This is a genomic window from Pedobacter sp. WC2501, assembly GCF_052682415.1.
On the sequence record NZ_JBQZFI010000001.1, the window covers coordinates 2,722,949 to 2,744,858 of the forward strand.

The window sequence follows — 21,910 nt, forward strand, 5'->3', positions numbered from 1 at the left end:
TAAAATAATTTTAACAAAGTTAATAGATAAGGGTTTATCAGTTTTTGATGTATGGTAAGAAATTTATGAATCGGTGAGTTTACCCAGCGTTTTTAGAATTGTTTCCAATTCGCGGTTGGGGTAATCAAAATTTGTGGATTCGATTTTAAATTTTCTGCCATTTTGTAAGATAATGCTAATGAAAGAATATCTTCTACGTCCAAATGGCTCATCAATAGCTTTTATTGTTTTAATTTCATTCCACTTAAAATTCCCCAGTTTTAACAATGTGATTTCATTTTCATCGGCAATAATTGCGTATTCATCCTGCTTCGCGATTAGGTTTTTAAAGTAGAAAATAAAGAACACAGTTAATATAGACATCGAGATTATAGCCGATTGCACATAGCTTAGATCAAACATAAATATTGGTGCGACAAAGAATAATGGGAACATTGAGAAGATATAAATCATAATGAATATGTTGCCATTGTCTTTAACTTTGATCGATTTAACCATATTCTGGAATTTATTATGGGTTAAAAGAAATGAGTCCATTATAAACCCCATCAATTACTTTGCTCATTCTTGATATATCGAGGGTTTCCATGGTATCGGTTTTTTGGTGGTAATTTTTATTCCTGTAAAAGGAGGTATCGGTAATCATCATGGCATCGTAGTCAAATTTCCAGTAATTTAAATGATCAGAAAAATCGATACCTGGGAGTGAAGGTGGGCTGGCAAATGTTTTAGTTAAGATACTTTTGCTTGCTTTAAAGTTTTTAGAAAACTGATTTACAAATTCACCAGAACCGAATTTTTTAACCAGTGTAATGTAATTCCCCTTGTTTCCATACTTTACTGATAAAATACCTAGAGGGTAGGATTGCGATTTGGCTTCGTCCTTAAAATAAGCAATCATTTCGAGTGAAATCATACCAAATACTTCAGCTTTTGATTCTTTTAATGATTTAGCATGAATGTAACTGCCCATAAATTCGGTTCTGAAATAGGGTGGTTCTTCTAAAGTATAAGCTACAAGATCAATACGGTAATTGAGTTTTTTACCTTTAAGCAACCTGGAAAGTTCTATTAAACCAACTATACCGCTGGCATTATCATCCGCACCTTCCTGATCTCCGCAAACATCGTAGTGTGCGCCAACGATAATCCGTTTTTTATTTTCTGTACCAAAAGAGCAGATGATATTTTTATAGATTTTTTGATCAACATCATATTTCTGTGCGGAAACACTATCTGATGATTTTTCAAAAATTGTTTTGATATAATCAGCCGTTAAATTGAGTTGATCGATATTGGTATGGTTACGGAATTGAGGTGTTTTGGTTAAGGTTTTTAAATAAGTTTTGATTACGCTTGTATCTGATTGCGCAGAGGCACAACCTTGATATACAATGAAAATGAAGAGAAAGCGAATTAAGATTTTAAGCATGGGTTAAAGTATCAGGATGTTTGGTTGTGATCCTTAACCGAAGATAATGATTTGGGTTTATTTTATGGGCAGATCAGCCAGTGTTTTTTCGGTTAGCCCTCGCTATTAAACCCGATTATAGCGAGCACGAAGTGCAACGAAGTAAAGCGGTAAGCGGGGCTTTCGGAGCAGATTAGCATTGGCTTTGCTTTCCAAATAAAAGTTGGGATGAAGATCTTAAGCAGATTTGAACCATATAAGGAACATAAGATCATATCAGCTTATGCCTGGAAAGATTCTGAAACGAGTTCAGAATGACGTATCTACAGAAGCAAGTTCAGGATGAATCAGCTAGGTTAAAATCGGCAACTGAAAACTAACAACTGTTAATTGCGAACTACAAACTACTCTATTTTCTTACCTTTCATTGCAGTAGAAATCGCAGCATCCATTACACGCTCAGCAAAGGGGCGGGTAAATTCATTCAATTCATCTGCTTTCTTTAAAATGGTATCTTTTTCCTGTGAGGCTAAAGCTGTTTTTAACGCTTCTATATGTGCCACGGTTTCTGCAATTTCAGTCTCGCTTAAATGTTCTGCATGTTTTTTGATAAAACCTTCGGCTGTGTAAACCAATTGTTCTCCTTCGCTTCTTGCTTCAATCAGCATCCGTTGCTCTACGTCACTTTTGGCGTGGGTAATGCTGTCGATCAACATTTTTTCTACCGTATCATCACTCAAGCCGTAACTTGGCGTGATTTCGATCTCTTGTTTAACTCCAGAACGTAACTCAATTGCCTGCACAGTTAAAATGCCATCGGCATTCAATAAAAAGTTGATATCAACCTTTGGCAAACCAGCAGGCATTGCAGGGATTCCTTTTAAATCGAATTCGGCAAGTTTTCTGTTTTCCTTAACTAAATCGCGCTCACCCTGGTAAACAGAAATCTTCATATTCACCTGTCCATCTATAGAAGTAGTGTATTGGCGACCGGCTTTAGTAGGCACTTTGCTGTTACGGGAAATAATAACATCCATTAGACCACCCATGGTTTCGATACCCAAAGAAAGTGGGGTTACATCCAACAATAAGATATCAGAACGGTTTCCGGCCAAAACATCAGCCTGGATGGCTGCACCAAGTGCTACAACTTCATCAGGGTTGATATTATCCTGTGGTTTTTTACCGAAGAAATTCTCTACAGCCTGCTTTACATATGGCGTACGGGTAGAACCTCCTACCAAAATTACTTCGTCGATATCGGCAGCGGTTAAATCTGCATCTTTCAATGCATTTTTACAGGCTGTGATGGTTTCTTCCACCTTTGCGGCAATCAATTGCTCAAAAGTTTGTTTATCCAGAGTGCACCAGATTTCGCCAACCTGTTCATTATATAAATTTTGGGTCGATAAAGCTTTTTTAGCAGCTTCAGCCTGTAAACGTAAGGTTTGCATTAAAATGTTATCCTGAGCAACTACCGTTACATCAAGATTATTTTTCTCCAGCCAATAGTTTAAAATGGCCCTATCGAAATCATCACCACCTAAATACGTATTTCCATTTGTCGCCAAAACCTCAAAAATTCCATTTTGGATCTGTAGAATAGAAACATCGAATGTTCCTCCTCCTAAGTCGTAAACGGCAATCGTTTTTTGTTGCGAAGGATCTAAACCAATGCCATAAGCTAAACTTGCTGCGGTAGGTTCGTTCACAATGCGCATCACATCCAAGCCTGCTAATTTTCCTGCATCACGGGTGGCCTGGCGTTGACTATCGTTAAAGTAAGCCGGAACAGTGATTACAGCCCTGTTAACTGGTGTTTTTAAGGCATGTTCTGCTCTTGCCTTAAGTTCTTTTAAAATTTCTGCAGATAATTCTATAGGAGTATAAAAACGGTTACCAGCCTGGATTTTCACCAAAGCATCGGTATCGTCGTCGATAATTTTGTAAGAAAAAATAGCGGCGTGTTCGGCTACATCTTTATAAGATCGGCCAAGAAGTCTTTTAACCGAAAAAATCGTGTTAGAAGGATCAGTAGTTAAGTATTCTTTCGCCTCGTTACCTACAATCGCTTCATTTTGGCCATTAAAATAGACCACTGATGGTACCAATATCCCTTTGCCAGCATCGTTAATTACCTGCGGATTTTTATCTGGATTAATAAACGCCACCAAACTATTGGTTGTGCCTAAATCTATTCCAACTATAATTTCTTCCTTCTGAAACGAACCTGTAGCAAGGTTAATTGATATTTTTGCCATAGGAGCAAAAATATGCTTTTTAAATAAAGGTTATGTCATTCATTTGTTAGCAACAAATATAAACCTAAAGAAATTATGACTGAAAATAGCGTATAGTTTATTTCTAAAAACAAAATAATAGCGATGTGATATTTTTGAAATTTGTAATAAAATATTTAATTTTTTTCTCTCAGATTTGTTTGTTTGCTTGTTTTGTGCTGTTTTTCTCTAAATTTTAATATGTATTTTGTGTTTTAAGGTGTTTTTATATGAAAATTATCGCTACAATATTTATATTGCCTGTACATTTATCTAAATTAATATGAAAAAACAGCTATTTTATGTCTTGTTTGGGCTTTATTTGTTCCCTATAACCTCTTTTGCGCAAAATATAATAAAAGGTAAGGTTACAACATTGAAAGGAGAAGGAATTATAGCCGCTTCTGTTAAGGAGAAAGGTACAGGAAAGGGTACTGTGACCGATCAGAATGGAGATTTTCAGATTTCAGTTTCTGATAAAGGAACCTTAATTGTCAGTGCTATTGGATATGAAACCAGAGAAGTAGTAACAACAGCCGGACCTTTAACAATTATTTTATCGGAAAGTTCACAAAATCTTGGCGATTTTGTGGTGGTTGGAACCCGTGGTAAAGGCCGCTCTTCTATTCTTACACCTGTTCCTGTTGATGTGATCAAGATTAATCAGGTGAACATGCCTACTGCAAAAATGGATTTAACTTCAATTTTAAATGCTGCTTCACCGTCTTTTAATTTTAACAAACAAAGCGGATCTGATGGTGCAGATCAAATAGATCTGGCTACGCTCAGAGGTTTGGGGCCAGACCAGACATTGGTTTTGGTAAATGGCAAACGCCGTCACCAAACGGCCTTTGTTGCAGTATTCGGAACCAGGGGAAGAGGGAATTCAGGAACAGATTTAAATGCTATTCCGGAATCTTCGATAGACCGTGTTGAGATTTTACGCGATGGTGCATCGGCACAATATGGATCGGACGCAATTGCAGGGGTAATTAACTTAATATTGAAAAAAGATGTTGGTGTTTTAAGTGTTAATACCGGATATTCAGGTTATTATGATCCAAGAAACAATACGCATTATGCTAAAGAGCTAGGGCAGTATCGCCAGGGTGGTGCAATTGATGGGAATGCATTTTCTTTAGGTGCCAATTATGGTGTTGCACTGGGTAAACATGATGGTTTTATTAATTTCTCTGGAAACTTTTTTGCCAATGGAAAAACATTCAGACAAAACCTGAATACAGATTTAAGTACCAAAGATGGTTTGCCTATTAATACGGTGAGGAGATCTACTGGTGATGGATCAGTAACCTCTGGCGGTTTAATGTATAATATGGAACTGCCAATTGCAAATACAAAAACAGTCATTTACTCTTTTGGAGGTGGTAATATAAAAGCCTCTGATGCTTATGCGTATACCAGAAATTTATCAGAGCGGCCTGAACGTTTTCCTGACGGGGTTGCCGGAAATCCTATTTTACAAACCACAATAGACGGAGAAACTTATTTTGATCCGATCATCCAGACTAAAATCCAGGATTTATCCTTTGCAGCAGGTGTAAAAGGGATCTGGGGTAAGGACTGGAACTGGGATTTAAGCAATACGCTGGGACGTAACAATTTTCATTTTTATGGCGATCAAACATTTAATGCTTCTCTTGGTGCTGGTAAAACTCATTTTGATGATGGGGGTTTTTCATTTTTGCAAAATACAGTCAACTTTAATTTGAGTAAGGCAATTCCAACTGTTGCATCGGGTTTGAATTTGGCTTTTGGCTTAGAGCATAGATATGAAAACTATAAAATTTACGCAGGAGAAAAAGATTCATATTCTAACTATAACCCAGATAAAGCTACAGGTTCTCAAGGTTTTCCGGGTTATCAGCCAGGCGATGAAGTTAACGCGGGTCGATCTAATGTTGCTGCTTATGTTGATGCAGAATTGGATGCTACCGATAAGTGGCTTATAGGTGTTGCTGTTAGGGCAGAAAATTACAATGATTTTGGCTTCACCAGTAATTACAAATTTGCGACCCGTTATAAATTAACAAACAATTTTAATGTTCGCGGATCGATAAGTACAGGTTTTCGTGCACCATCACTACAACAAATTAATTTCAGCAATACGTTTACAAACGTGCAGGGAGGCAAGGTTTTCGAAGTTAAAATCGCACCGAACTACAGTCCAATTACAAAAGCAGCTGGAATTCCTGATCTTAAACAAGAAAAATCTGTTAATGCAAGTTTAGGCTTTTCGTGGAAACCAGTTTCTGAAATTACGGTAACCCTCGATGGTTATCGCATTAATATTAAAGACAGAGTGGTTTTGTCAGGTCAGTTTGATGAAAGTATTCCAGCGTTGAAGCCGATATTAAATCAATTGAATGTATCACAGGCACAGTTCTTTGCAAATGCGGTTAACACTACAAATTATGGTTTGGATTTAGTTGTAGATTATACTAAACGCTTTGACAATAAAAGTATTAAGGTTTTGTTTACCGGAAACTTAAATCATTTAAATATTGATAAGATTAACATTCCGAATGCTTTAAATGGTTCTTATGAAAATCAGCAGGCATTTTTTAGTGACAGAGAACAAGCGTATATTAAAGCATCTGCTCCTCCTGTAAAACTAGGCTTAAACTTAGATTATGGGTTTGGTAATTGGATGGTTGGAACGCATTTTCTGTACTATGGCAAAATTTCGATTTTAGGCTATGGTTATGCAAACACTTATCCACCATTGGTTGAACTGGATAATGATCCAAGCAAAACGGTTTTAGAACAGTTTAATTATTCAGGCAAAATGGTTACTGATGTTTATGCTTCTTACAAAATCTCGAAAAAAGTGACGGTGTTTTTTGGTGCAGATAACGTTTTTAATATTCACCCTGATTATGGTTACGTACAAGGCGCAAAGCTTTCTGCCTACGATGGCGAAACAGGCGGTGCATGGGATGCCGTTCAAATGGGCTTTAATGGTCGGAAACTCTTTACCAAATTGGCTTTTAACTTTTAAAAGGAACTGAATATAAATGCTAAAGAGGCTTTTGATCAGTTCAAAAGCCTCTTTTTTTTCTTTTTTCCCCACCAGATCAAAAATCCGGTAGTGGGCAAGGTTGCAATAATTAACGCAGCCATAAATGCCAGTATCTTAGTAGGCCAGCCAAATAAGCCTCCATCATGCATATCAAGGTTTGAATTGCGCCATTTTAAACCCAATGGCTTATTCTGATGTAACATTTGATCCGTAAGCAAACCCGTATTTGGATTGAAGTAGAAATAACTTAATCCCCGCCAGGCATCTCCTGAATGAATGATCTGAACGGTAGCCATCATACTTGCTTTTTCGTCTTCTGGATAATTTACCAGGATCGCTGTGTAATTCCCTTTATTTAATCTGATTAGTGTATTTAAGGCCAGGTTACTGGCTAAGCTATTTTTATGTTCAGCCGGAGATTGTACATATTCTCTTAACAGAACCGGCTTTTTAGCTGTGCCCAATGACTTATAAATGCCCAGTTCCCACCATTTAAATGACCATACCAGGCCGGTGATAGCGATTACCAGGGCAAATGGAATCACATAAAAACCAAACGTACTGTGCAAATCCCAGTTAAGTCGTTTAAACCTTGCATTCCACTTTACTGTTAAGCGTTGTCTGATGTTTTTTAGCTTTTTAGGAAGCCAGATGATAAAGCCTGTAATAATAATCATTAAGAACATGAGGACAGAAGAGCCTACGATAAAACTTCCAATAGGCTTCTTAAATAGCAAATATTGATGAATCAGTCTGACTATACTGAAAAATTCATGTTTAAGATCAATAACCCCGAGAACCTTTCCGCTAAACTGATCGATATACACATCTTTATTATATGCTACCTGACCAAGATAAAAAAATGATTTAGCCTTTTTATTGGCTTTAGAAGCTGAAAATACGTAGGCGTATTGATCTGATTTTACTTCTACACGATTAAATTTTTCGTCAACTGGAAGTGCCTTCTGTGCCTTTTCTTCTAAAATATACAAAGGCAATGGTTTACCCGCTGCCTTTGTATAAACAATATCCTGATGGAAAAAATTAAACAACTCCTCTTCGAAAACGTATATACAGCCCGTAAAGGCTACAATAGTAATGATAACACCACTGATCAGGCCAAGCCACAGGTGTATTAAAGCAGCTATTTTTTTAAATTTTTTCAAAATTTTAATTGAAAGTATAACCCAGCGTAAATAAATAATTTGAAGGTGTACCCGGGAAAAGTCTTAAGTAATCGTACCCGCCAACCCAGTGCACTTTATTCGTAATATTATTCATGTTAAACTGTACTTGTACCTTACCAACATTATAATAAAGTGCAGCATTGAATAAAGTATAGCTTGGAATCGTTTGATTAAAATTCAAAGATAAAATTCTGGAATCTACATAATTTGAACCAGCGCCAATGCCTAGTCCTTTCAAAATACCATCATTGAAGTTATATTTTGCCCAGATGTTTGCGGTATGATGAGGTGCATTTGGTTTCTGTATACCAACTTCTGATGCAACAGGACTATCTGTAATCATAGCCTGATTATAAGAATAAGATGCCAATATGCTGAGTTGTGGAATAATGCGGCCAATAATGTCGAATTCAATGCCTCTTGAACGTTCTTCGCCTACAGGACGCAAACGATCTGGTTGGCCTTCAATATTTGCAGGATAAAGCACATTGGTTTGTTTAATCTGGTAAATGGCTGCAGAGGCTGTTAAGTGATCATCCAGCCAGCTGGTTTTAGCACCAAATTCAATCATATTGCTTTTTAAAGGATCAAATGGTCCGCCGGCATTTGGGTTGGAAATGGCCGAAGCAGTTTGTGGCGTGTAACCCATTACATAAGTTCCGTAAAGGTTAATGTTTTGTGTGGCTGAGTAAACCAAACCGAATCTGGGCAATAGTGCTTTAGAGTGCGCTTTTGCTTCTGTTGGTTTAAGGTAATTGGCGAAATCGGTATAATACTCGTAGCGTAATCCAATCAAGGCCTGTAATTTACCAAATTTGATATTGTCCTGTACGTAACCGGCGTGCAGAAAAAAGTAGGTTGGATCATAAGCCGCCTGGGTAAAAAAGTTTTTGCTATCGTCCTGCATGCGTTGTGATCCCATTACATCATTCAGGTTGAAAGATGGTACATTCGGTACCAGCAAATTATTTACCACAAGGAAGCGCTTGATATAATTGGTAGGATCCTTATCATAATCAGCTTTCACGAAATTTAAAGAACCCGTATTAGCCGCATTTCTATAAGATAATGCGGTTAATTGTGAGGCGCCAACAGGTAGTTTCTCGCTGGCGAAATCATATCCGGCAACAATAGTTTGTTCTATTTTACCAGTTTTAAGCTTGTAGTTAATAAATCCAGAGAAGTTATCAATATATCTTTTACGGATTCGGTTAAAAATCTGCATGGCAACTAAATTGGTATTGGTAACTCCTGATGCATTGTAAACATAGTCATTGGCACTTCTGTGCTCATACAAATCTTCGCTGTATCCTGTCTTCATGTAAGAAGCTGTAAAATTGAAGTTATCGCTGAAACGGTGATTTAAGGAAAGTGCAACATTATAAGTTTTCTCATTCAGCCGATCGTTCCCTGTATTTAGTGAAGTTGATTGTGGCGTAGAATATAGGTTTCCATTCCCAAAAACGGATTGTCCACGATCTAAACGGCTTTTTGAATCATTGTAAACCAGGTCGAAGTTTAAACTGGTATTTTTCGAAGGTAAAAACGTGAGTGATGGTGCAATAACCACATTTTTATCAAATTGTAAATCGCGGAATGAATTTGCATCCTCATAACCAAAGTTTAAGCGGTATAGTAACGTACTATCTTTATTTGCAGGTCCGGTAACATCGGCAAGCGCACGGAAAGTATTGTAACTTCCCATAGAAAGGCTCAATGATTTACGGGTTTCTGCCAAAGGTTTTTTGGTTACGCGGTTGATCACACCACCCGGACTCGCATTGCCATAAAGTGCTGATGAGGGGCCTTTTAATACTTCAACACGCTCCAGGTAATTGGCCAGGGGCTGTTTCCAGAAACCAGTGCTGGTACGCATGCCATTAATTAACTGAGTATTGCTACCGCCATTAATTCTGAAACCACGGATAGTGATGTCGTCGTAAAATGTGAACTGATTTACTCCGCTGAAGTTTTTAACCACTTCACCAACCCGTACAGCACCCTGATCTGCAATTAGTTCTTTACTTGCATAAGAAACCGATTGTGGTAAATCTTTTAATAAAATTTCTGATTTACTTCCAATAAATGTGGCGGTATTTTTATAGGTTTTCTCTTTCCTGCCGGTTATTTCAACCTGTTGTAAATCTGATTTTGTTGGAGATAAGCTCACATTAAAAGTGATTTTATCACGATTCAGATTAATATTTCTGCTGGTAGTGATGTAACCAACATAGCTGAATTTAATTGTCGATGTGGTTTTGCTCACAGATAAATTAAAATTTCCTTTTTGATCGGTGATTGTTTTTTCATTTCCATGATCAGCATATACATTAACTCCAGGGATTACTTCACCGGATTCATCGGTTACTTTACCATTTATGGTCACCACTTCCTGGGCTGAGGCAAGGGCATAAATACCCGTAAAAACAATTAGAAATAACAGTTTCTTATAAAGATTAGACATTGAAATTTGTTTGGTTTTTATTTAGACTTATTTTAAATAATGCGCAAATCTAATATATTTCTGAAATGTTACAAAAGGAAAATAAATAATTGAAGTTTTTAAGTGAGTTGGGAAGATAAGAGAAACAGGCTATTTCTTGTTTTTTTCTTCAATCCAAAGCGACATGTATTTTGTACTCTGTGCGGTGTGGTGATTTAATATCTGTCCGAAAAAGTTATTTTGCCGGTGTGCAGTTAAATCTGAAGCTAATCTATCGATTTCTTTAATGAATTGATCAGCAAAATATTTTGTGGAATACCTTTGATTAATAATATCTATGCCATTTTGTTGTGCCGCTTGCCACGCGGTTTTATCCTGATAAAGTTTTATAGCTTCCTCTATAAAAAGTTCCAGATCATCTTCAATGCTACCATTCCAGTCTAAATTACCTTTCATGGCTTCTGCACCAACAGATGTAGTTACCGACGGCGTGCCAACCTGCATGGCATCGATAAACTTACCTTTTACACCCGCACCAAACTGTATGGGGGCAAGTAATATCCGATGTTTAGCAATGGTTTCCTTAGCATCTACAGCTCTTCCTTTAATTAAGAATTTTTCGCTTTTGTTATCCAGTTGCAGCACTTTTTGCGAGGCATAAGATCCGAATATATTTAAATTTACACTTGGAAGCCTTTTTCTGAGTACTGGCCAGATCCTGGTTTTTAAAACCTGAACAGTATTCCAGTTGGGCTCATGAAGGAAATTGCCAATGAAAACAAAATCTGCCCGATCTTCAAAGGGAATCCATTTTTCGATCACTTGCTGATCAATTTCTTCTTCGAGAAATGGTAAATAATAAATTAGTGAAGCATCAATTTTGAATTGATTTTTCAGGATATCTATCTCCACTTCCGAAATGATTAAAGATAAATCACAACGTAAAATTGAAGCAATTTCTCTTTTAGCCGTATCTGAAAATAAATCTAAAACTTGTTTTTTTTTACCGCTTTGCTGGCGCGCACTTCTCAGGCAATGTAAATCTTCAGTATCTAAAATCCTCAATGCATCGGGGCATTCCTGTTGAACCCGCCAGCCATATTGTTCTTCTACCATAAAACGGTCGAACATGACAATTTCAGGGTTTAGTGTTTTTAAAAATGAATTAAAGCTTTCATCATTCAGCTTTATTTGCTGCTCAATAACAGGAGTTTGTGTGAAATCATAACTGAAATCGCTTTTTGATGCTGCAGAGGCAAAAGTGATTTCGTAATGTTTGTTTAAAAATAAATCGACCAGTTGAATCATCCGTGTTCCCGCCGCCGAAGAAGTGGGTTCGGGCCAGACTAATCCAATAATCAATAATTTTTTTACGCTTCTACTCATTTTCTACAAAATAAGCTCTTTTTTTTTGCTCCCGCATATAAATGTGATTTTTGCAGATTAAAATCTAGATCTGCGATTATCTACTAAATCTGCGGGATATATAAACGTATCTTAAATATTCTTAATTTTGCAACTCAATTACACCACCACATGTTAGGATTAAAATTGTTGACAGACCCACGTTGGGCAAATATTGCGGAATCGAATTTAGAAGAAATTTTATCTGACCATGCCTGGTGCGAACAAAAAGCGGCTACCAATGCCATTACCTTGATCACTCAAAATTCTGAACATCAGGATCTGGTAGATGAACTAACCGCCATTGCCATTGAAGAGATGCAGCATTTCCAGATGGTTATTGAAATTATAAAAAAACGAGGTTACACCTTAAGCCGCGAACGGAAAGATGATTATGTTGGTCGTTTGGTGAAATTCAGTAAAAAAGACGGAAGCCGGAATATGGCTTTTATTGACAGGTTATTGTTTGCTGCAATGATTGAAGCCAGAAGTTGTGAACGGTTCAGGGTACTTTCGTTAAATATTAAAGATGCTGAACTGGCTAAGTTTTATCACGAACTGATGGTTTCAGAAGCAGGACATTACACGACATTTTTAAACTTTGCCCGTAAATACAGTACGGATGTAGATGTAGATAAACGCTGGAAAGAATGGCTGGATTTTGAAGGCGAATTGATTCAAAGTTTCGGAACTAAAGAAGCGATACACGGGTAAATGATGTAAGATGTTTTATGGGAAATGGATGATGGAGGTATTTATCGCTTGATCTTCTGACTTTCAGATCCCTGAATTTCCGACTTATGAATATTCCACAGCCAAATAACGATATCCTGATAGCTATCGATACCTTTTTTCTGGTTGTTCAGTTTTAAGAAACGATCGAAAGCGGCATCCATATAACCGAACATATCACCATTGTATTTTCTCCAGAATTCTTTTTCAATTTTAAAATCAGCTAAAACCCGAGGTGAAAGTTTTAAATAAAGTAATTTATAGTCCTCTGGTGATTTCATCCGGATTTCGAATAAGATATACCGCAACATTTCATAATTGGCAGAATATTGGTAATTCACATCAGGACTGTTTCTTGCGGTCAGGTATCCCAAAAGATTAGCTTCATCTTCGTAAGCAATGCCTAATTGGTGCCCAATTTCGTGGCAGCTTACATAGGGTTTAACGAAATCTGGCAAATTCATATTCATATTAGCTTCGCCAGAAAGCGGGGCATAATAACCTTCAATACCAATTTTACTGATGATCCATGAATTTAAAACCGATTTTAAGCAAGGATTGGAATATCTGAATACTGAGTTTTTTTTCTCCATAAATGAGTAAGCAGCGGCAGATTTTGATTCGAGCTCATTAATCGTGTAAGCGGGCACTTTATTTTGCCTCAATTTTAAGGCATTGGTTTTATCAACGAAATAATTGCACAGAACAACTAATTCTTTAACATTATATTTTTCGTTGCCAATTCCTAACTCCTCGCTAATACTTGGTCGGCTATAATTTAAACCCCATACGATTTTGAAAATGATATAGAGAATTAAGAAAAAAATTAAAATTTGTAAGGGGACAACAATTCTATCCTGTTTTTTTAGTGATTTACGTCTTTTGTAAAACCTTACGATTTTATAAATTACAAAGCCAATAAGTAAAACATATATCATATCTCCAATAGCAAAAGGAAACAGAGCCGAAATAAACCTTAATGCTGAAGAAATGTAAGGATAAAAACCTGTTGAATAATATTTTTGGACAAGGGTAGGGAAGAAGCCAAAGAAGAAAATAATTAGCGCAATGACAGATATAGCAACAGCTTTTACAAGATTTTTTTTTATTGAGGTCATTATTTGTAATGGCCTTTCAAAGAATAAATATAGAGAACATCTTCTATCACTTCATAAATAATTCTATGTTCATCGTTAATCCGTCTAGACCATTTCCCGGAAAATTCATATTTGAGCGGCTCTGGCTTACCTATTCCACTATATGGCTCTTCAATAATAGCTAATATCAACTGTTCAATTTTCTTTTTTATAGCCTTGTTTCCAGATTTCTTCCAAAATTTGATATCTAATAAAGAATCGTCAACATATTGAATCTCCATCGAATTATTTCCATAAATCTTCAATAGCTATTTTAACACCTTTGCCAGCTTTTACCTGTTCTTGGCCTCGTTTTATTTTAGCTACAAATTCTGGGTTATACAGACTTTCTTCTGTTTCAAAATCGATCCTTAAAACCTTCATAACCGCTTTTAGGGCTGAGGCTTCTTCTTCGTTTTTTGGATGTGCAATTAAAGTTTCCATATTTATTATTACTAATAAACAAATATAACAAATCTATCGTGCAAAAGTTAATCGTTTTCCGATCTGATCGGTCGTAAATTTGCCATTTTGATAAGCCAGATTTCCTGATACGAAAGTGTGGGTAATACTTGACTGGAACGTATCTCCATCAAAAGGACTCCAACCACATTTATAGAAATTATTCAATTTGGTTACTTTCCATGAATCTTTGAGGTCTACCAGCACTAAATCTGCCCAGTAGCCTTCGCGGATGAAACCACGTTTCTCTATGTCAAAACAAATCGCCAGATTATGAGCCGTTTTTTCGACAATTTTTTCTAAAGAAATTTTACCTTGTAAATGCATTTCTAATAATGCCGGTAAGGCATGCTGTACCAACGGGCCGCCAGATGGAGCTTGAGCGTAAGGCTGCTGCTTTTCTTCCAATGTATGTGGGGCGTGATCTGTGGCAATCACATCAATATAATCTTCAAGAACGCCTTTAAGCACACCTTTTTGATCATCTTCGGTTTTTACAGCAGGATTCCATTTAATGAAATTTCCTTTTGAAGCGTAATCTTTATCGTTAAACCAAAGGTGATGTACACAAGCTTCTGCCGTGATTTTTTTATCCTTTAGCGGGGTAATATTATCAAATAAGGTTATTTCTTTTGCTGTAGAAATGTGCAGGATATGCAAACGCGTTTTATAAGTTTTTGCCAGTTCGACCGCTAGTGATGATGATTTATAACAAGCCTCTGCACTTCGGATTAAAGGGTGCATATCGATTGTTAAATCGTCACCATATTGGGCTTTGAACTTAGCTAAATTTTCGCGGATGGTTGCTTCATCTTCGCAATGCGTAGCTACCAATATTGGTGCTTTGCTAAAGATGTTTTCTAAAGTTTTCTCGTTATCTACCAGCATATTCCCGGTTGATGAACCCATAAAAACCTTAATTCCGCAAACATTTTTAGGATCGGTTTTTAAAACCTCTTCAATATTGTCGTTACTGGCGCCCATGTAAAATGAATAATTGGCCAATGAGGTTTGGGCAGCAATTTCGTATTTATCGGCCAGTAAATCCTGTGTTAAGGTATTAGGCACCGTATTGGGCATTTCCATAAAAGAGGTAATCCCTCCGGCTACTGCAGCCATACTTTCAGTAAAAATATCGGCCTTATGGGTTAATCCCGGCTCGCGGAAATGAACCTGATCGTCAATCATCCCTGGTAAAAGGTATTGTCCTTCTGCATTAATTTCCTGCGCATCAGGTGTTGATAGATTTTGACCGATTTTAGCAATTAATCCATCTTTTATCAATACATCAGCAACAATTTTTTGTCCTTCGTTAACAATTGTCGCAGCTTTTATCAGGTAAGTATTCATGGTTTCAAAGGTAAAAATAGATTTGAGAAGTTAGATATGAGATTTGAGAATTTCAATTGTCTATTTCGGCGGATGAAAGGTACAGAACTGAATTTAACGTATTGTTTTAGGTTAAATAAACCTGCTATCCGTTTTATCCCGATTTTCATCGGGATAAAACGGATAGCAGGACTGCCACAACCGAAGAATTACTGAAATTGCTTTTCTAAATAGCTTTGGTCTTTCTGCTTTAGACTTACTTTTAAGCTTTCGGCTTAAAAAGCCTATCTTTGTGCGCTATGGCAAAATCGTTCGAAGAATTTAAGTTAAACAGGCAAATTTTAAATGCAGTTGCCGATGCAGGTTACACCGTTGCCACGCCGATACAGGAAAAAGCAATCGCTCCAGTGTTATCTGGACAAGATATTTTCGGTATTGCTGAAACTGGTACAGGAAAAACTGCTGCTTTTGTTTTGCCAATTTTAATGCAGTTGAAATATGCTCAGGGCGATCATCCAAGAGCACTGATTTTGTCGCCAACACGCGAACTGGCCATGCAGATTGCAGAACAGGTGAAATTATTTTCTACTTATACCGATTTACGTTCTTTAGTGATTTTCGGCGGAATTGGTCCGAAAACACAGAAAGAGCAGATTGCAAAAGGCATTGATATCCTGATTGCTACGCCAGGAAGATTCTTAGACTTATATTTAGCTGGCGATATTAACACACAGAGTTTGAAATTTTTGGTGTTGGATGAAGCTGATAAAATGATGGATATGGGTTTTATTGGCTCTATTCACAGGATTTTGGAGATCGTTCCACGTAAACGGCAGAATTTGTTGTTCTCGGCAACAATGAGCGACTTGGTCCAGAAAATTGCCGGCGATTTCCTGAATAATCCGCTTGTAATTGAGGCATCTGCACAGGCAACCCCTGCTGCAAATGTAACGCAGACTCTATATTACGTTCCGAATTTCAAAACGAAAATTAACCTATTGCAGCATTTACTGAAAAATGATGAGACTTTTAATCGCCTGATTATTTTCTGTAAAACCAAAACGGTTGCCGATAATATTTTCAGTTTTATTGAACGTAGGTATGGTGCTGAAAATGTCCGAGTAATTCATGCCAATAAAGGACAGAACACCAGGATTAACTCTATAAATAGTTTTAAAGAAGGTAATATCAGGGTACTGGTGGCTACAGATGTGGCGAGTAGGGGCATTGATGTAAGTGATGTGAGTCATGTGATCAATTTCGATGTACCGATTATTATTGAAGATTATGTACACCGTATTGGCCGTACAGGCAGGGCTTTTGCCAAAGGTGATGCGATTACCTTTGCTACTGATGCCGAAAAGTATTATATCCGCAAAATCGAAAAATTGATTCGCCAATACATTCCTGTGGCCGAAATTCCGGAAGGCGTATTCATTGATGAAACCCCTTACGAAGAGCGCCAGCATATTGCAAAAGAAATCGATATGCAGAAACGTAAGGAAGATCCTGATTTTCAAGGGGCTTTCCACGAGAAAAAACACGCTGCGGCAATAGAAAAAAAGGTGAGGGAGAAAGCCAAAGCAAAGGCTGGTAAACAGGTAAAGAGTTTTAAAAAGGGCAAAAAATTCGATAAGAAAAAGTAATGAACCCGACACAATTAAAATAATTATTAATTTTCTAAATAATTATTTCAATTGTCAAAGGCTCCATCTGACAATTGAAAACAAATAAATAAACACAGATGAACTTTAGGATTACGCCTTTAAATATTGTAAGTGCCGTTGGTTTGGGCTTGGTGGTTGTAAATCTCTTTTCGGAGAAAAGTGCAGCACCAAGACATGTAAACCTGGATGGTTTTTATCTCCTTATATTGGGCTGTTTAATTGTGGTAACATTTATTACAGATATGATTTTCCGCTTTACTCTAAAGGATATTAAAAGAATTTGGATTGTTGAATTGATTTTCATTGTTATTGCGGCCGTGTTAATGTTAATCTTGCAAAAGGTCGCGTAATTAAACCGTAAAAATATCCCGCCAATGTTAATCATTGTAATCTACTCATCTGTGGAATCAAATTAATTAATCATCTTTGCATCCGGAAAAATTAATCGGTCTAAATCGGAGGAATCTGTTAAATCGGTGAAATCAATATTAATATGAAAAAAGCAGAAATAAAAATAACCGTTGAGTTAGATGAAGGCAACAACCCGGATAACATACTTTGGGAAAGCACAGATTCTGGTAACGCTGATAAAGTGCCTGCGAAGGCGATGTTTTTATCAGTTTGGGACCACAATTATAAAAATACCTTAAAGATAGATCTTTGGACAAAGGATATGCCTGTTGACGAAATGAAACGTTTCTTCTACGAAACTTTGCAAACCATGGCCGATAGCTTTTTAAAAGCCACAAACGAAACTTTAATTGTTGAAGATTTACGCGATTACTGTGCCCACTTTGCAGATAAGATGGGGATTATTGAAGGGCAGTAGTTTAGTCATTAGTCATTAAAAAATACCAGGTAAGTTAGCGATTAAGCCATTAACTTCCATTACAAACAATTACCAATCAGTGGATTCGTTAAAATCAGTGTAATCATTTTTAACTATGTTAGTATTAAATAAATTCAGGGCTTGGTTAGGCATTTTGTTATGCGTTATTGCAGGTTTCTGCCCCATGCTAAAAGTGCCCATTAAAGGCAATTGGAACTTGTATCAATCAGATGCAAGATTGTTTTTGATTACTTATGCCATTATCGCCATTTCGGTATTGGTTCTCTTTATCAGAAAAGTAGGTGCTTTCAGGTTTATGAGTTTTGTAATGGCTATCTGGTATGTTTTAGCGGTAATTGCTGTTTACTTTACAGCAAACAATTACACTAAATATGGCTTCGCAAATAAATTTATCGGTAAAGTTGTTCATTTCCAATGGGGTTGGATTGTACTTTTGGTAGGTGTTATATTTATGCTTTTCAGTGTTAAGAAATCGCAATTAGAGGTAAAACCTTAGTTCATTTAATAGAATAGTTTAGGGAATAGCTGGTAGCCATGATTTTATTGGCCACAAGCGTTTAAAAGGAACATTTGGAGGATAATTAAGGGTTTTCAGGTTCAAATTGGTAATATCCTGAACAAAAAGTTCTACTTCATCCTTATAATGAAATTTACATAGGCATTTTTAGGTCGGGTCTCCAATCCACCCGAGGGATTTATTGTATCACAATCTTTATAGCGCAAACCTTGGTCTGTTGATGCAATTTTAATTGGATCGGCAAAAGCAACACCTCCTCCGGTTGATCCGTAAAGTGATGTAGTATGCTTATGTGTTCGTAACTCATCGCCTTGGTAACTCCCAACTCCTCCAATTTCCTCTGTAGCATTTTTTCTATCCTTCACATCAGGATCGTTCAATTTGTCTGTGTAATCGACTCCTCTTAAAAATTGGCCTTGTAAATCTGGTAATTTAAATTCTGTATCATCAACACCTTTTCCCCATTTAAAGCCTAATATTTTAAACAACTCTGGGAAATCGCCTACATTTTTAATTGCTCCATCACAAATTTCCCAGCCGTCTGGTTTGTCTTCTTTTGCTCCTGCAAAGGCAAGTATTGATCCGATAGGATTATCTTTATCTGTAGTATTACCAGTCAAATAATGTTGGTTCTTTGCCAGCCAAACAGCTGGATAAATAAATGGAGTAATTGTATTCTTCTTTGCTTCTCGATTTATAAAAATTGCAAGACTTGAAAATTCATCTTTTAATTGAGATTCGGTAAACAAGAACAAATCTATTTTTACAGGAAGGATATCCCCGCCCTTTAGTTGCCATTCGATATCATCCTGGGTCTTAAAGTTGTTTTTTGTGTCTGATTTTCCTGAAATACCACCATAAGTAAATTCAACCTTGTTATCGTCGTTTTTATCTATCACCGGTTTTGCCTTAAGAATGGTCTCTGTGTTTTCTTTGGTTAAACTGGCATAATTAATTTGGTCGATCATGAGCTCAATTTCTTTGTCATCAATAATTTTAACAATAGCTTCTATTTTTTGCTTGTTTTCAAAAAGCTTGTCCACAAACTGCTTAATAATTTCTGTATATTTCGAAACGTCGCCATCTATAGTTATGTTAAGCTCAGATTTACTATTTCGGATAACTTCAGAAACATAACTTCTGTTTAAATACCTCTTTATTTGTGTTTCAGAAGAAACCACAGTATCTGATTGAGCCCCAGCGACACTCAATGGCCCAAGGGATATCCCAAAACCACCGCCAGAACTTGAAGAAATGATCTTGCTTTTCTGTATTTTGTCTTCGTCGCCTATTATTTTTTTTGTGTTTTTTGAATCGTTGAAAAAAGTAGCTATAGAATTTACTGTTGTTGTTGAATAAGGAGAACCATCACTATACAAATTTGCCCAAATTAGATTAGTTCGACTGTTGTTATAAAAGTACTTGAGTTCATTAAATGTTCCTTTGAGTAAATAAGCTCTTTCATGTATTAGCGTCAATTGAGTTGTATAATTGTCATCAGGTGTAAGCATGGAAATATCATCTTCGTTAAGCCATACTTTTTTATTCCCTATCTTGGCATAGATTTTATAAAACTTGAAGGGTAAAAGATTAAGCGCTACTGCCGAACTATTGGTTAAGTCTTGTGCATCTCTAATTTTACTGATCATTTCTGCTTCAACTAAAGGATCAGAATGCTGTATAACGATAGAGATTTCCTGAATAGTTTTATCCTTTTTGTCGTCTGGCACCTTCTCTTCAATTTGATCTAACGAGTCCTTATAATCTTTCCAATCTACCAATATTAGCGGAGTATAAAAATAAGCAGGTCTATCGGCGCTTCTATTTTTATAAACAGCAATTTTTAATCCACCATAAGAAGCTAGATTATAGGTATTGTAAAAGGATGGAATTTCAAAGTCTAAGGTTGTTCCTTGATTTGTTTCTAGTTGTGACATAATCTTGTTTTTGTTAGTTTAAGTATTCGCCATCTTCCAATAATTGAAAGTAGTCTCCGGCTTTTGCAATGGTTAGTTTATCTGGGCATGTGCCATAACTGCCGCCGTCACTTCTATGGCAAATCACGGCTGTGTGATTGTCAAAACGAATTTCGGCTACTTCATTTGGCTTAATAGTAGTAAAGGTTATACCAGTACCTGTATCCCAATCTAATGTGAGAACGATATTTCTATCAACCGACATATTTTCAAAGTTGGCAAAGACTTCATCATCTTTAGTTTTCAGAGTGCTCATATTTGGAAATTTGATTTCGCCTACTTTGTAATGCGGTGTTCGGCGCGTCCGTTTATTATTGGATTATATTTTTTAAAATGGCTCGTCGCTTATTAATACGATCCATGTTGGTATTTTAGATGTTGTAGCTATGCCGATGCGCAAATCTGAATACTCATAAATAATTGCCATCCGGCCACGGGTTGCACTGGCAAAATAACTATTCGCAATATCGATTTCGTAATACCTAGCAACGGCATCGGCTTCATTTATTTTATTGGTATTAAAAAAAGCTATTTTACCATAATAGGGTTTTGCATAGCCCGGTTTGGTGATGGTAATGGCATAGTTTTTAATTTTTTGCTTTTTAAATATTTTTAATGCTGTTTTTATATTGGTGGAATTGATTGTAGTTTTTGAAATCTGACCTTTGTTTGGCTCAATATTTAATTCGGCCAGCGTGAAAAATTGATTAGGCTTTACAACTGCATTTTTTTCGGTAAATTGTATATTAAAATCTCCATCTATTTTACCCCGGTTAATTGGTACTTTTAAGGATGTGCCACAAGAACTGATAATTGTGAGGCCCATCACCGCAGTACACATAGGAAATATTAGTTTTTTCATAATTGTATAATTTTAAAATGTTTGTTTGAAAAATATTTGCCTTGATAATATATCTTCACATTGGTAATTTTTACTTTTTCCCTGGTATACAATAATATTTTTCCTCTTTTAGAACAGCTGCACCTGGTACCCTCCATTATACTACCATCTGCATTACGGTTATTAATGTCGCCATTGGTATCTCTATCATTTTCATTGCCATCTTTATCTCTATTGTTTTTATCCCCGTTTTTATTTATTTTGTTTCTTTTTCCTTTCGTTCTGCGGTCGGCAATTTCTCCACCACTTTTTCTGTTCCCAGCAGCGCCATCATTCAAACGGCTGCTATTGTCTCTATCATCGTCCCTGTCGTTTCCATCGCCGTCTAATAATCGGCAAATGCAGTCGCCACCTATGCTATACACTTTATTTCCTGCTATAAACAAGGTTTTGTGCATGGTATCTGCAATTGTTTTTATTTCGGCATCGTTGTTTGCTAAACCGATATAACTGAATGTTCTATCTTGGCAATACCCAGCAGAGTAACACAACATGGATATTAATAATGTTAATATTTTCTTCATATCGTTTTTCGATTGATTTATGCTTTTGTAGTTATCCATAATCTCTCTTCAG

At 36.5% G+C, this 21,910-nt stretch carries 20 protein-coding genes; 6 read left to right on the plus strand and 14 right to left on the minus strand.

The window, feature by feature from the left end; all coding sequences use genetic code 11:
- Positions 1–63: 63 nt before the first annotated feature.
- The 3 genes from ACUN24_RS11675 to dnaK all read right to left on the minus strand — a co-directional run bounded on the left by ACUN24_RS11675 (position 64) and on the right by dnaK (position 3,672).
- Positions 64–498 carry a hypothetical protein gene (locus ACUN24_RS11675; RefSeq protein ID WP_445562633.1) on the minus strand — a complete coding sequence of 145 codons (435 nt, stop codon included), beginning with the start codon at positions 496–498 and terminating at the stop codon, positions 64–66.
- A gap of 13 nt (positions 499–511) precedes the next feature.
- Positions 512–1,432: a M28 family peptidase gene (locus ACUN24_RS11680; RefSeq protein ID WP_445562634.1), complete on the minus strand. Its 921-nt coding sequence runs from the start codon at positions 1,430–1,432 to the stop codon at positions 512–514.
- A 383-nt stretch (positions 1,433–1,815) separates the two neighbouring features.
- Positions 1,816–3,672 carry a molecular chaperone DnaK gene (gene dnaK / locus ACUN24_RS11685; protein WP_445562635.1) on the minus strand — a complete coding sequence of 619 codons (1,857 nt, stop codon included), beginning with the start codon at positions 3,670–3,672 and terminating at the stop codon, positions 1,816–1,818.
- A 301-nt stretch (positions 3,673–3,973) separates the two neighbouring features.
- Here dnaK and ACUN24_RS11690 point away from each other — a divergent pair, with 301 nt between their 5' ends.
- Positions 3,974–6,709, plus strand: a complete 2,736-nt coding sequence (locus ACUN24_RS11690; RefSeq protein ID WP_445562636.1) for a TonB-dependent receptor — start codon at positions 3,974–3,976, stop codon at positions 6,707–6,709.
- A 35-nt stretch (positions 6,710–6,744) separates the two neighbouring features.
- Here the strand turns inward: ACUN24_RS11690 and ACUN24_RS11695 are convergent, their stop codons facing one another.
- The 3 genes from ACUN24_RS11695 to ACUN24_RS11705 all read right to left on the minus strand — a co-directional run bounded on the left by ACUN24_RS11695 (position 6,745) and on the right by ACUN24_RS11705 (position 11,746).
- Complete coding sequence (locus ACUN24_RS11695; protein ID WP_445562637.1) at positions 6,745–7,896, minus strand: PepSY-associated TM helix domain-containing protein; 1,152 nt, start codon at positions 7,894–7,896, stop codon at positions 6,745–6,747.
- Positions 7,897–7,900: 4 nt separating this feature from the next.
- On the minus strand, positions 7,901–10,381 hold the full coding sequence (locus tag ACUN24_RS11700; protein ID WP_445562638.1) for a TonB-dependent siderophore receptor: 2,481 nt from the start codon (positions 10,379–10,381) through the stop codon (positions 7,901–7,903).
- Between the two features lie 129 nt (positions 10,382–10,510).
- On the minus strand, positions 10,511–11,746 hold the full coding sequence (locus tag ACUN24_RS11705; protein WP_445562639.1) for a glycosyltransferase: 1,236 nt from the start codon (positions 11,744–11,746) through the stop codon (positions 10,511–10,513).
- 150 nt (positions 11,747–11,896) lie between these two features.
- On the opposite strand from ACUN24_RS11705, the gene ACUN24_RS11710 reads away from it, so the two are divergent.
- On the plus strand, positions 11,897–12,478 hold the full coding sequence (locus ACUN24_RS11710; RefSeq protein ID WP_132394891.1) for a tRNA-(ms[2]io[6]A)-hydroxylase: 582 nt from the start codon (positions 11,897–11,899) through the stop codon (positions 12,476–12,478).
- A gap of 41 nt (positions 12,479–12,519) precedes the next feature.
- On the opposite strand, the gene ACUN24_RS11715 is transcribed toward ACUN24_RS11710, so the two are convergent.
- From ACUN24_RS11715 to ACUN24_RS11730, 4 genes are read right to left on the minus strand one after another with little or no spacing between them, the layout of a single operon-like run.
- A complete protein-coding gene (locus ACUN24_RS11715) occupies positions 12,520–13,614 on the minus strand; it encodes a DUF3810 domain-containing protein (protein WP_445562640.1) in 1,095 nt (364 codons plus the stop codon).
- A complete protein-coding gene (locus ACUN24_RS11720; protein WP_445562641.1) occupies positions 13,614–13,874 on the minus strand; it encodes a Txe/YoeB family addiction module toxin in 261 nt (86 codons plus the stop codon). Before ACUN24_RS11720 ends, ACUN24_RS11715 begins: the two co-directional genes overlap by 1 nt.
- 4 nt (positions 13,875–13,878) lie before the next feature.
- The gene (locus ACUN24_RS11725; RefSeq protein WP_315420656.1) at positions 13,879–14,076 is read right to left on the minus strand and encodes a DUF2683 family protein; all 198 of its coding nucleotides are present in this window, start codon (positions 14,074–14,076) and stop codon (positions 13,879–13,881) included.
- 33 nt (positions 14,077–14,109) lie between these two features.
- Positions 14,110–15,444 (minus strand): dihydroorotase, encoded by a 1,335-nt coding sequence (locus tag ACUN24_RS11730; protein ID WP_445562642.1) that lies wholly within the window; start codon positions 15,442–15,444, stop codon positions 14,110–14,112.
- A 278-nt stretch (positions 15,445–15,722) separates the two neighbouring features.
- On the opposite strand from ACUN24_RS11730, the gene ACUN24_RS11735 reads away from it, so the two are divergent.
- The 4 genes from ACUN24_RS11735 (at position 15,723) to ACUN24_RS11750 (ending at position 18,436) form a co-directional block, all read left to right on the plus strand.
- Positions 15,723–17,069 carry a DEAD/DEAH box helicase gene (locus tag ACUN24_RS11735; RefSeq protein WP_121282620.1) on the plus strand — a complete coding sequence of 449 codons (1,347 nt, stop codon included), beginning with the start codon at positions 15,723–15,725 and terminating at the stop codon, positions 17,067–17,069.
- Between the two features lie 98 nt (positions 17,070–17,167).
- Positions 17,168–17,440, plus strand: a complete 273-nt coding sequence (locus ACUN24_RS11740) for a hypothetical protein (protein WP_445562643.1) — start codon at positions 17,168–17,170, stop codon at positions 17,438–17,440.
- A 143-nt stretch (positions 17,441–17,583) separates the two neighbouring features.
- On the plus strand, positions 17,584–17,919 hold the full coding sequence (gene gldC / locus ACUN24_RS11745; protein WP_121282622.1) for a gliding motility protein GldC: 336 nt from the start codon (positions 17,584–17,586) through the stop codon (positions 17,917–17,919).
- 115 nt (positions 17,920–18,034) lie between these two features.
- Entirely contained in the window at positions 18,035–18,436 is a 402-nt protein-coding gene (locus ACUN24_RS11750; protein ID WP_445562644.1) for a hypothetical protein, read from the plus strand.
- 131 nt (positions 18,437–18,567) lie between these two features.
- Here ACUN24_RS11750 and ACUN24_RS11755 read toward each other — a convergent pair whose 3' ends face one another.
- The 4 genes from ACUN24_RS11755 to ACUN24_RS11770 form a co-directional block, all read right to left on the minus strand.
- Positions 18,568–20,394, minus strand: coding sequence for a tail fiber protein (locus ACUN24_RS11755; RefSeq protein WP_445562645.1), 1,827 nt, complete (start codon positions 20,392–20,394; stop codon positions 18,568–18,570).
- Positions 20,395–20,407: 13 nt separating this feature from the next.
- Positions 20,408–20,689: a hypothetical protein gene (locus tag ACUN24_RS11760; RefSeq protein WP_445562646.1), complete on the minus strand. Its 282-nt coding sequence runs from the start codon at positions 20,687–20,689 to the stop codon at positions 20,408–20,410.
- Between the two features lie 72 nt (positions 20,690–20,761).
- Positions 20,762–21,295, minus strand: coding sequence for a hypothetical protein (locus ACUN24_RS11765; RefSeq protein ID WP_445562647.1), 534 nt, complete (start codon positions 21,293–21,295; stop codon positions 20,762–20,764).
- On the minus strand, positions 21,292–21,858 hold the full coding sequence (locus ACUN24_RS11770; RefSeq protein WP_445562648.1) for a hypothetical protein: 567 nt from the start codon (positions 21,856–21,858) through the stop codon (positions 21,292–21,294). Before ACUN24_RS11770 ends, ACUN24_RS11765 begins: the two co-directional genes overlap by 4 nt.
- Positions 21,859–21,910: the final 52 nt, after the last annotated feature.

Excerpts from the sequence above, each read along its gene's own strand:
- ACUN24_RS11715 (WP_445562640.1), bottom strand. The coding sequence starts at position 13,614 with ATGACCTCAATAAAAAAAAATCTTGTAAAAGCTGTTGCTATATCTGTC.
- ACUN24_RS11755 (WP_445562645.1), bottom strand. The coding sequence starts at position 20,394 with ATGTCACAACTAGAAACAAATCAAGGAACAACCTTAGACTTTGAAATT.
- ACUN24_RS11725 (WP_315420656.1), bottom strand. The coding sequence starts at position 14,076 with ATGGAAACTTTAATTGCACATCCAAAAAACGAAGAAGAAGCCTCAGCC.
- ACUN24_RS11765 (WP_445562647.1), bottom strand. The coding sequence starts at position 21,295 with ATGAAAAAACTAATATTTCCTATGTGTACTGCGGTGATGGGCCTCACA.
- ACUN24_RS11690 (WP_445562636.1), top strand. The coding sequence starts at position 3,974 with ATGAAAAAACAGCTATTTTATGTCTTGTTTGGGCTTTATTTGTTCCCT.
- ACUN24_RS11740 (WP_445562643.1), top strand. The coding sequence starts at position 17,168 with ATGAACTTTAGGATTACGCCTTTAAATATTGTAAGTGCCGTTGGTTTG.
- ACUN24_RS11735 (WP_121282620.1), top strand. The coding sequence starts at position 15,723 with ATGGCAAAATCGTTCGAAGAATTTAAGTTAAACAGGCAAATTTTAAAT.
- ACUN24_RS11770 (WP_445562648.1), bottom strand. The coding sequence starts at position 21,858 with ATGAAGAAAATATTAACATTATTAATATCCATGTTGTGTTACTCTGCT.
- ACUN24_RS11760 (WP_445562646.1), bottom strand. The coding sequence starts at position 20,689 with ATGAGCACTCTGAAAACTAAAGATGATGAAGTCTTTGCCAACTTTGAA.
- ACUN24_RS11700 (WP_445562638.1), bottom strand. The coding sequence starts at position 10,381 with ATGTCTAATCTTTATAAGAAACTGTTATTTCTAATTGTTTTTACGGGT.
- ACUN24_RS11705 (WP_445562639.1), bottom strand. The coding sequence starts at position 11,746 with ATGAGTAGAAGCGTAAAAAAATTATTGATTATTGGATTAGTCTGGCCC.
- ACUN24_RS11710 (WP_132394891.1), top strand. The coding sequence starts at position 11,897 with ATGTTAGGATTAAAATTGTTGACAGACCCACGTTGGGCAAATATTGCG.
- dnaK (WP_445562635.1), bottom strand. The coding sequence starts at position 3,672 with ATGGCAAAAATATCAATTAACCTTGCTACAGGTTCGTTTCAGAAGGAA.
- ACUN24_RS11730 (WP_445562642.1), bottom strand. The coding sequence starts at position 15,444 with ATGAATACTTACCTGATAAAAGCTGCGACAATTGTTAACGAAGGACAA.
- ACUN24_RS11750 (WP_445562644.1), top strand. The coding sequence starts at position 18,035 with ATGTTAGTATTAAATAAATTCAGGGCTTGGTTAGGCATTTTGTTATGC.
- ACUN24_RS11720 (WP_445562641.1), bottom strand. The coding sequence starts at position 13,874 with ATGGAGATTCAATATGTTGACGATTCTTTATTAGATATCAAATTTTGG.
- ACUN24_RS11680 (WP_445562634.1), bottom strand. The coding sequence starts at position 1,432 with ATGCTTAAAATCTTAATTCGCTTTCTCTTCATTTTCATTGTATATCAA.
- gldC (WP_121282622.1), top strand. The coding sequence starts at position 17,584 with ATGAAAAAAGCAGAAATAAAAATAACCGTTGAGTTAGATGAAGGCAAC.
- ACUN24_RS11675 (WP_445562633.1), bottom strand. The coding sequence starts at position 498 with ATGGTTAAATCGATCAAAGTTAAAGACAATGGCAACATATTCATTATG.